Source organism: Limnospira sp. PMC 289.06, assembly GCF_032350395.1.
GTDB classification, from domain to species: Bacteria; Cyanobacteriota; Cyanobacteriia; order Cyanobacteriales; family Microcoleaceae; genus Limnospira; species Limnospira platensis.
Genome location: NZ_JARPLC010000162.1, coordinates 1 through 8,700, shown reverse-complemented (window position 1 = coordinate 8,700; position 8,700 = coordinate 1). Strand labels below are relative to the sequence as shown.

The window sequence follows — 8,700 nt, the reverse complement described above, 5'->3', positions numbered from 1 at the left end:
TTTGATAAAATTCGGGATAGGGGAGGTTTTCGGCACAGTTGCAGATGAGTTTGTAGCATTTAGCGAATCGTTTAAAGTTGTCTCTGTAGGTTTCATCGCTGAGGCAGTCTTTTAAGGCGGAGACGACTCCTGCATATTGTTCAGGTGTGGTGAGGATTTTCCCTAAACTATCTGCCGCCTGAATACGGGTAAATTTATCCTCAGTAGTGCCGATAATTTCAAGCAATCCAGCGATCGCCTTGGAATTTCCTGGGTCGATTTTCCCTAAACTATCTGCCGCCCACCTACGGCTATTTTCATTCTCAGTAGTGCGGATAATTTCAAGCAATACAGCGATCGCCTTGGGATTTCCTGGGTCGATTTTCCCCAAACTATCTGCCGCCCACCTACGGCTATTTTCATTCTCAGTAGTGCGGATAATTTCAAGCAATACAGCGATCGCCAAGGGTCTAATGGTTTGTGGTATCACCTCTCTCGCCGCTTCTTTGATGGGGTCTAAAAAGGTTCGCCATTCCTGTTTTTCAGTATTGAAATAACCAAACCCCCACTTCACCACCTGCCGCACCATCTCGGTAGCCAGAGAACAAGCCTTAAATTGATTAATCCCAGCAGCAGCCAGCAAATAGGCTTGATATCCATAAAAATCTCTGACCCCACCCTTAAATTCAACCAACGCCCGAATAAACTCCTCCTTCTTCTGGGCCTTAATATCCTTACGCCCCAACCAACACAAAATCACCTGCTTCCACTGCTGCTCAAAAATCCGATACCGCATCCCCGCCACCGGAAAATTAACATGATTCCGAGGCATAAAATAATCCCAATCCTCCACCGTCAAGGCTGCAAAATACTCCTGAAACGTCGCATGATAAAAGGCCAAAATACTACTATCGCCGCGTCCATCTCTGCCCACCCGATTTAACCAACCCAACCGCAACACCAAATCAGCCCACGAAGTCTTACAGCTTGTTCGATATTTAATTAGTACAGTAACCGCATTTAGTAAACCAGTTCTTAAACGTATTTCCATCAGCATTAGAGCCAGTTTAATTAACTGTTCTAGTGCTTCCATTGCTCGTGTTGGAAACATTCTGACCACTGACTTAACCGTTGACCGCAACATTTCAATAGGATTGAAATCTGGTGAGTAGGGTGGTAAATATTCTACTCTGGCTCCCGTAGCAGTGATCATTTCTTCAATGCCCTCCATTTTATGGATATTAAGGTTATCCATAACTACGACATCCCCTGGATTCAGTCTCGGAACCAAGTCCTGTTCAATAAAATCCTGAAAATCTTTACCTTTCATAGAGCCTTCTATGGCTTTTTTAGCTACCAATTATTCGATACTTATGGCTCCAATTAAGGTAATTTTTTGTCTTAATAAAAACGTATTAAATATCATGCTTTTTTGCCTTTTTTACTCCTCGCTATAGAGGGACTCATCCCTACCCAGAAAGCTGTCTCATCAATGAATATCATTTTTGAGGTATATCTCACCCGCTCTCGGTAATCAAATCGCTGTTGTTGACCTTCTTCCGTTGCTACCTTTTCTGACCGGTAATTTTTTTTTAAGAGTTAGTTCTTCTTTTTTGAGGAATTCACACATTCCTCCGACGCTGACATAAACATCCAGCTCATTTAGGAGATGTTCTCGATACTGTCGAACTGTCCCATCTGGGTAATCTTGTACCATCTGAATAATAAAGTATCGATAAGATTATAGCTGGCTAGGACGATTGAGCCCGGGCTTTTGAGGAGTTAGATCTTGAGTTTCTCGATATTTTTTTGATATAACTATGAACAGTAGCAGGACTCATCATAAATTGCTCTGCAAGTTGCCTAATTGAGCCTTGGCCTAATTGATAGGCGGTGACCACTTTTTTCCTAAAAGCAACAGAATAACGGCTCATGGGTGAATCCAGTTGGAATTGAGTTTAGCCCTAGTTGATCACCAAGTTGTTATAGGTATTCATTGTTACACATATTTAATGAACAAGCTGTCATAGCGCTTTCCAGTCCCTTGGGGAGAAAGTACACCCCACTCATCCAGTTTTCCAAGTCTACGGTAGCGCCAAAATCTGCTAAGATGGCAGGGGATACGGTGGGGGTCAGAATCCACAACCGGGGTGATTCTCCGGGAGCGAGCCGTCTTTTTTCCCGAGTGGCTTGGCGTTCCCATTGCGCCTTCATATCTAGGAACTTCACCAGACAACTGCGAATTTCTCTGGGTTTAACAGGATTGCTAAAAGGCTCAAAAACCTCACTGGTGGTGGCTAATCTTCCCAATAAGCCTAGGTTACTAGCCGAGGCGAGATTTTCCGGGCGGGGTGTGAAAAAGATGTCAATTTCTCGCCTTTCTGAAGCCATGGTTTTGCTGGTTTCAGTTGCACCTAATTGCTTTAAGAGTTCCTGGATATATTGTTTGGTGAATTGGTCGTAGATAAATCTGGTCATTTATAGCTGTTTTCGAGGTCTCTAATTATTAATTAGACTCTAGTCAGGCTCCGACAGCAGTCCTCAATTGCTGCCTTCACCCCCCCCCGACTGAGAAACCGGGTTTCTCAAAGAAACCGGGTTTCTTGACCCCCCCGACTCAGAAACCGGGTGATTTTCATTATGATGTCTTGCCATGGGGGTAGTTTTTTGAAATAATAGCCAGGTATCAGTTAAACTAATCAACAAATCCCATCAATGGGAGGGTACGATCGCAGATGATTTTATCTCGTGGTAAGTGTTTAATACTCAGCTTGCTGTTAACGACTTTCTTGGGCGGCTGTTATACGCGAAAAGCTAGGCAATGCGAAAAACTAATTGATGTGGTACACCGGGGTAATTCCTTAATTACAGCCCAAGGCGATCGCTACGATATAGCGACTACCAAACAGTTAGCCGTAGCACTTGATGGCATCGCTAACCAAGTAGAAAAACTAGATATTCACAACGAGGAATTACAAACTTTTCAAAATGGTTATAGCCAGAGTTTCCGGGAGATAGCCATAGGTCTCACCCAAACGGCTCAGGTGCTGGAAACCGGACAAACTATCCCCGTTAGCTTTCAAGGACGACAACAACTTAAACAAGCCAAACAACAAATGCACCAAGCCACAATCAGGACTCAGCAAGCAGGCGATCGCCATGATAATATAACCCAGGAAATGCTAGTTTATTGTCCTCCGAAATCGACTAATTAATGGTGAATTTTTAGCAGTAAAACATAGTTACCTAGGCGCAATTTTTCCGACCAAAGTTCATACTCCAGTCGCAAAAATTCTGGCAGGGGATAACCAACTAAAGTTAGGTCGCGGGTAAAATTTCGCAGGCGAATTTGATTCGGTAAAGACTCCGACTGACCCTGAAGATAATAACGACTGAGCCCGTACATCCCTTTTTGCCATAGATGACGATAGCTAAATTTACTGTTCCCCTGCATAGTCATGACGGCACGAGCGGGGGACACTTCCAACCACAGGAGTCTGGGTGGGTGACATGGCGGTACAATGGGGACTCGATCGCCATGACTCTCGGATTGATAGTCTAACAGATCTGGTTCCTGTAGGATAAAATGAAACTGCTGTTTGTCTTTTTGGTACAAGGTAGCCGCTGTCTCAATTTGCGATCGCAGTGGTAAATCCGTAGAAATCCAAGATAGACTAACAGGCTTGCGGTGATGAGTGAGCATAAAATATCTTGTTAATTGATAGGATTTTCAGTCCTGATGGGAACTCAGGACCCCTAAAGCGATAGGATTTGAATATCAATCCTTATCTACATCTATCCTAATGCCATCTGTAGTTGTCACCCTAGAAAATACAGAAAACCAACAGAAACTCAAAATTAACCCTCCCTCTTCCGGTTTATCCCTCCAGGGTAGCCTTACCATTCCTGGGGATAAATCTATCTCCCACCGCGCTTTAATGTTAGGAGCCCTAGCAGAAGGAGTTACCACCATTGAGGGTTTACTCTTAGGCGCAGATCCTCGCAGCACGGCTGAGTGTTTCTCTGGGTTGGGGGCAGAAATTTCGGAGTTGAACTCACAACAGATTAAGGTCAAAGGCTGTGGTATCGGTAATTTACAGGAACCCGATCGCGTCCTTGATGCTGGCAATTCTGGCACTACCATGAGGTTAATGTTGGGGATTTTGGCTTCTCACCCCGATCGCCTCTTTACTATCACAGGCGACAGTTCCCTGGTAAAACGACCCATGGATAGGGTTATTAGACCTCTCACCCAAATGGGGGCGACTATTTGGGGGCGGCGATCGGGTTCTTTGGCTCCTCTGGCGGTTCGTGGCCAACAACTCCAACCGATTCATTATCATTCCCCCATCGCTTCGGCTCAGGTCAAGTCCTGCATTTTATTGGCTGGATTGATGGTAGAAGGGGCTACAACCGTGACGGAACCTGCCTTGTCAAGGGATCACACGGAACGAATGCTAAAGGCTTTTGGGGCGCAATTAACAGTGAATCCAGACACTAACAGCGTGACGGTGTTCGGACCGGCTAAATTGCAGGGTCAAACTGTGATTGTCCCTGGTGATATCAGTTCGGCTGCTTTCTGGTTGGTGGCGGCTTCTATTGTTCCGGGTTCGGATATAACCATCGAAAATGTGGGGGTTAATCCCACCCGGACGGGGATTTTGGAGGCTATGGCTATGATGGGGGCTGATATTGAATCCCAAGGAGAAAGGCTTGTGGCGGGGGAACCTGTGGCAGATTTACGAGTCCGTTTCTCGCGATTAAAAGCCTGTGAAATTAAGGGTGATTTGATTCCTCGGTTAATTGATGAAATTCCGATTTTGGCAGTGGCGGCGGCTTTTGCAGAGGGGACTACTACGATCCGAGATGCGGCGGAATTGCGGGTTAAAGAAAGCGATCGCATTACGGTTATGGCTACGGAATTGACGAAAATGGGGGCGAAAATTTCGGAGTTACCTGATGGCTTGGAAATTACTGGCGGTTTCCCTTTACGGGGGGCTGAAGTGGACAGTGACACGGATCATCGTATGGCTATGAGTTTGGCGATCGCTGCTTTAAATGCCAAGGGTTCTACTACTATTCATCGCGCCGAAGCTGCGGCTATTTCCTACCCTGATTTTGTCGAAAGTCTACAGCAATTGATAATTAATAATTGATAATTTCGTAGGGGCGGGTTCTGCTGTCAATTAAATCTGTCACCGAGAAGACTAATAAACCCGCCCTCTATTGATAATTGATAATTGATAATTTCGTAGGGGCGGGTTCTGCTGTCAATTAAATCTGTCACCGAGAAGACTAATAAACCCGCCCTCTGGCGACAGGTGTCAATTAAATCTCTCGGCGAGAAGACTCATAAACCCGCCCTCTGGCGAGAGGGGGAGAAAGTCAATTTTCTACGGTGTGACCATAGAGGTCATAAATATCAGCATCGGTGATTTTCACAGAAACTAAGGACCCTAAACGGGCGTTTCCTTCCACATAAACTAAGCCATCGACTTCCGGCGCAAACCTAGCCGATCGCCCTATGAACTCCCCTGTAGAGGGGTTTTCTTGTTCAACTAAAACATCCACCACCTCACCAATACACTGGCGGTTACCCTTGAGAGAAATTGGCTGTTGTACCTGCATTAGTGCATCCCGTCGCGCGTCCATTACCGCCTGAGATACGGTGTTATCCAGAGTATAAGCGGGGGTTCCTTCTTCGGGGGAGAAGGTGAAAACACCAACATGATCAAATTCGTGGCGTTTCACAAATTTGAGGAGGTGTTCAAAGTGGCTGTTAGTTTCTCCCGGAAAACCGACAATAAAAGTAGTCCTAATTACAGCATTAGGCATAGCTGTTTTAATATTCTCAATAATATGGTCATTAACCTGACCCTGCCATGGACGGTTCATGGCGCGGAGAATTTCCGGGTGGGAATGTTGTAGGGGTAGGTCTAGGTAGGGGAGAAAATTGGGGGTTTCGGTGATCGCATCAATGACTTTAGGAGTTAGTCCGGTGGGGTAAGCGTAGTGCATTCTGATCCAGGGTACATCAACTTTACCCAAGGCGCGGATCAGGTCTGCGAGTTTTGGTTCACCATAAATGTCGGTTCCGTAGTTAGTGGTAATTTGGGAGATTAACACTAATTCCTGGACTCCCTGATCTGCCAATTGTTTGGCTTCGGTAACTATTGATTCAATGGTACGCGATCGCTGATTTCCTCGCAAGTGGGGAATAATGCAAAAGGCGCACCGATAGTTACACCCTTCGGCTATGCGTAGGTAAGCGACCCCTTCCGTGGTTGTCCGATAACGGGGGACGGTATGATCAGCAATATAGGTGGGGTCGGCAGAAATTTCCGAGACGCGATCGCCTTTTTCTACCCGATTAATTACATTAACAATTTTATGATAATCTCCGGTTCCTACTACTGCTACAGCTTCGGGAAGTTCATCAAGTAATTGTTCCTGGAAGTGTTGCACCATACACCCAGTAATCACTACTTTTTTATGGGCTTCGGCTAGTTCAACTATGGTGTTGACGGACTCTTCTCTGGCTGATTCAATAAAACTACAGGTATTCACTACCACATAATCAGCAGCCTCTTCGTTGGAGTCTACTTGATATCCGGCTTCGGCTAATAAACCGATCATGTGTTCGGTGTCGATGCGATTTTTTTCGCAACCTAAATGGGAAAATGCGATCGTTGGCTTGGTTGCCATAGTTGATAAAAGTTTGGATGCACAAACTCGGAACAGTACAAGTATACCATTATAGCTGTTAACATGACAATTGGCAATGGCATCAGTCAACTGATAACTACTTTTCTGTAATTCCGGTTTAAGGAATTTTGGGGAAGTGTGAGGGCGCTTTTTATTCTAAGGGTTCAAAATCTGGCTGAGAGGTTCACGGCTGGGGCTGTTTTTGGGGCTATTCAGACCATCAAAATAGGTAACTTGAGTTGGATAAGCAAACTCAATCCCCCTTTCTTCAAAGGCAGATTTTAGTTGATAATTAATCCGCTGTTGTATATCCATATACATGGCATAATCGCTGCTGAGAACATAGTAAACAATCTCAAAGTCTAGGCTAAAGTCTCCGAAACTTGAGAAGTGCGCCCGGTCAAATAGGGTGTTTTCTATAGGTTCGATAATCTCTCGAATGAGGGCGGGAATTTGTTGTAGTTTCTCCTGGCTGGTTTCATATATGACACCAATTTTAAACAGTATCCGCCGCCTTTCCATGCGTTTATAGTTATGAATACGAGAGGCGGTGAGGTTGGTATTAGGAACTACTACTTGTTCGCCACTTATGCTTTTAATGCGGGTGGTTTTAATCCCTACATAATCAATGCTTCCCGCCATGTCCCCAACTACGATAAAATCGCCGATTTCAAAAGGGCGATCGAACAGGATGGAGAAATAACTAAATAGGTCTTGTAGGACTCCTTGGGAGGCTAAAGCAATGGCTACACCCCCAATTCCTAAACCCGCTACCACGGCGGAAATATTGAAGCCGAGGTTATCTAGCACAAAGATAATTCCTAATACCCAGGCGGCGGTACGAATGGCTGGCAATAGGGCATTTAGGGCGCGGTCTACGGTTTCTATGTCTCGACGATTTAACCAGTATAACCGCATAGCATATTCAGCGAGGGATACCACCAGCCTCACACCTAAAAAGGTGGAGAAAATTAAGGCGATCGCATTAATTAAATTACCGAGAATTGGGTGCAATGATAAGTTAGTGATTGCCACATAAAATATAGCCACATAAGCCAGGGGGATTAGGGCTCTATCCCCAATTTTCACCAAGGCATCATCTAACCGACTATTGGTTTTAACCGCCCAGAGTTTTAACCGCCTCAAAATCATTTGTTCGATGACTCTGATGGCTAAAATACCCAACACAATAATCACAAAAGCGATTAAATAATCAGATAGGGTATTGGTCAATAATTCTTCTTGTAAAATCTCTAAAATATCCATCGTCAATTTTTCAACTGTTAACTGTCAATAGATGCCCAAATACTGGGGACTTGTTCTGGTGTAACGTGATCATACCAGACTTGCTCCGGTAAGACCAAAACCATCGGCCCATTACCACAGGACCCCAGACAGCCGCTAGGAGTAATGACCCCGACGGAAAAATTGGCAGCCTGAAAAGCCTGTAAAACCTTGGCTGCGCCTTGTTTACGACAGGTCCGATTATGACATATTATGATTTGGATAGAGTTAGATACAGACATTAGAGCGAAAAAAAGTCCTGATAGTTTAAAATTGGGTAGCAGAAAGGGTTGAATCTGCACGAGTGTTAAAGTGTTGAGGCAAAAATCACAGCAACCACAGCAAATTTACTATCAACCGGGGTTTCTTGGTTTAATGGCTTGTGCCATGTATTTTAACCTGTGTACGTTATCATCACCCGCACTCGCCCAGATTAGACCAGATGGAACCCTACCTCAAAATAGTATAGTCACTCCCCAAGGTAATGTTATCAACATCGAAGGTGGAACCCAAGCGGGAAATAACCTCTTTCATAGCTTCGGGGAATTTTCCCTTAGCACTGGTAGCATCGCCTTATTTAACAATAGCCTAGATATTCAGAACATTATCAGCCGGGTAACGGGGGGAATGCCATCAAATAATTGATGGTCTGATACAAGCCAACGGAGTCGCCAACCTATTTCTATCTTATTCCCAAACTTTCACCAATAAAAACCCCGACCTAGGGAATTG

At 44.8% G+C, this 8,700-nt stretch carries 8 protein-coding genes and 2 pseudogenes; 3 read left to right on the top strand and 7 right to left on the bottom strand.

Annotation, left to right across the window (positions count from 1 at the left end):
- The 3 genes and pseudogenes from P5674_RS21560 to P5674_RS21550 all read right to left on the bottom strand — a co-directional run.
- The coding region (locus P5674_RS21560) for a HEAT repeat domain-containing protein (protein ID WP_315670269.1) at positions 1-568 on the bottom strand (568 nt) is incomplete at its 3' end.
- 409 nt (positions 569-977) lie between these two features.
- Positions 978-1,913: pseudogene (locus P5674_RS21555) on the bottom strand (IS630 family transposase).
- Positions 1,914-2,004: 91 nt separating this feature from the next.
- A pseudogene (locus tag P5674_RS21550) lies at positions 2,005-2,457 on the bottom strand (hypothetical protein); the annotation flags it as partial.
- A gap of 257 nt (positions 2,458-2,714) precedes the next feature.
- Here P5674_RS21550 and P5674_RS21545 point away from each other — a divergent pair.
- Positions 2,715-3,194, top strand: coding sequence for a hypothetical protein (locus tag P5674_RS21545; RefSeq protein WP_006616157.1), 480 nt, complete (start codon positions 2,715-2,717; stop codon positions 3,192-3,194).
- Here P5674_RS21545 and P5674_RS21540 read toward each other — a convergent pair.
- Positions 3,191-3,682: a hypothetical protein gene (locus P5674_RS21540; RefSeq protein WP_006616158.1), complete on the bottom strand. Its 492-nt coding sequence runs from the start codon at positions 3,680-3,682 to the stop codon at positions 3,191-3,193. The two genes, P5674_RS21545 and P5674_RS21540, sit on opposite strands and share 4 nt — an antisense overlap.
- 100 nt (positions 3,683-3,782) lie before the next feature.
- Between P5674_RS21540 and aroA the strand changes: the two genes are divergently transcribed.
- Positions 3,783-5,135 carry a 3-phosphoshikimate 1-carboxyvinyltransferase gene (gene aroA / locus P5674_RS21535; protein ID WP_006616159.1) on the top strand — a complete coding sequence of 451 codons (1,353 nt, stop codon included), beginning with the start codon at positions 3,783-3,785 and terminating at the stop codon, positions 5,133-5,135.
- A 229-nt stretch (positions 5,136-5,364) separates the two neighbouring features.
- Here the strand turns inward: aroA and rimO are convergent, their stop codons facing one another.
- The 3 genes from rimO to P5674_RS21520 form a co-directional block, all read right to left on the bottom strand.
- Complete coding sequence (rimO, locus tag P5674_RS21530) at positions 5,365-6,684, bottom strand: 30S ribosomal protein S12 methylthiotransferase RimO (protein WP_006616330.1); 1,320 nt, start codon at positions 6,682-6,684, stop codon at positions 5,365-5,367.
- A 156-nt stretch (positions 6,685-6,840) separates the two neighbouring features.
- On the bottom strand, positions 6,841-7,950 hold the full coding sequence (locus P5674_RS21525) for a mechanosensitive ion channel family protein (RefSeq protein WP_006616329.1): 1,110 nt from the start codon (positions 7,948-7,950) through the stop codon (positions 6,841-6,843).
- Positions 7,951-7,967: 17 nt separating this feature from the next.
- A complete protein-coding gene (locus P5674_RS21520) occupies positions 7,968-8,210 on the bottom strand; it encodes a (2Fe-2S) ferredoxin domain-containing protein (protein WP_006616328.1) in 243 nt (80 codons plus the stop codon).
- Positions 8,211-8,280: 70 nt separating this feature from the next.
- Between P5674_RS21520 and P5674_RS21515 the strand changes: the two genes are divergently transcribed.
- Positions 8,281-8,613, top strand: a complete 333-nt coding sequence (locus tag P5674_RS21515) for a two-partner secretion domain-containing protein (protein ID WP_006616327.1) — start codon at positions 8,281-8,283, stop codon at positions 8,611-8,613.
- The last annotated feature ends 87 nt before the right edge of the window (positions 8,614-8,700 follow it).

Excerpts from the sequence above, each read along its gene's own strand:
- P5674_RS21545 (WP_006616157.1), top strand. The coding sequence starts at position 2,715 with ATGATTTTATCTCGTGGTAAGTGTTTAATACTCAGCTTGCTGTTAACG.
- P5674_RS21540 (WP_006616158.1), bottom strand. The coding sequence starts at position 3,682 with ATGCTCACTCATCACCGCAAGCCTGTTAGTCTATCTTGGATTTCTACG.
- aroA (WP_006616159.1), top strand. The coding sequence starts at position 3,783 with ATGCCATCTGTAGTTGTCACCCTAGAAAATACAGAAAACCAACAGAAA.
- rimO (WP_006616330.1), bottom strand. The coding sequence starts at position 6,684 with ATGGCAACCAAGCCAACGATCGCATTTTCCCATTTAGGTTGCGAAAAA.
- P5674_RS21525 (WP_006616329.1), bottom strand. The coding sequence starts at position 7,950 with ATGGATATTTTAGAGATTTTACAAGAAGAATTATTGACCAATACCCTA.
- P5674_RS21520 (WP_006616328.1), bottom strand. The coding sequence starts at position 8,210 with ATGTCTGTATCTAACTCTATCCAAATCATAATATGTCATAATCGGACC.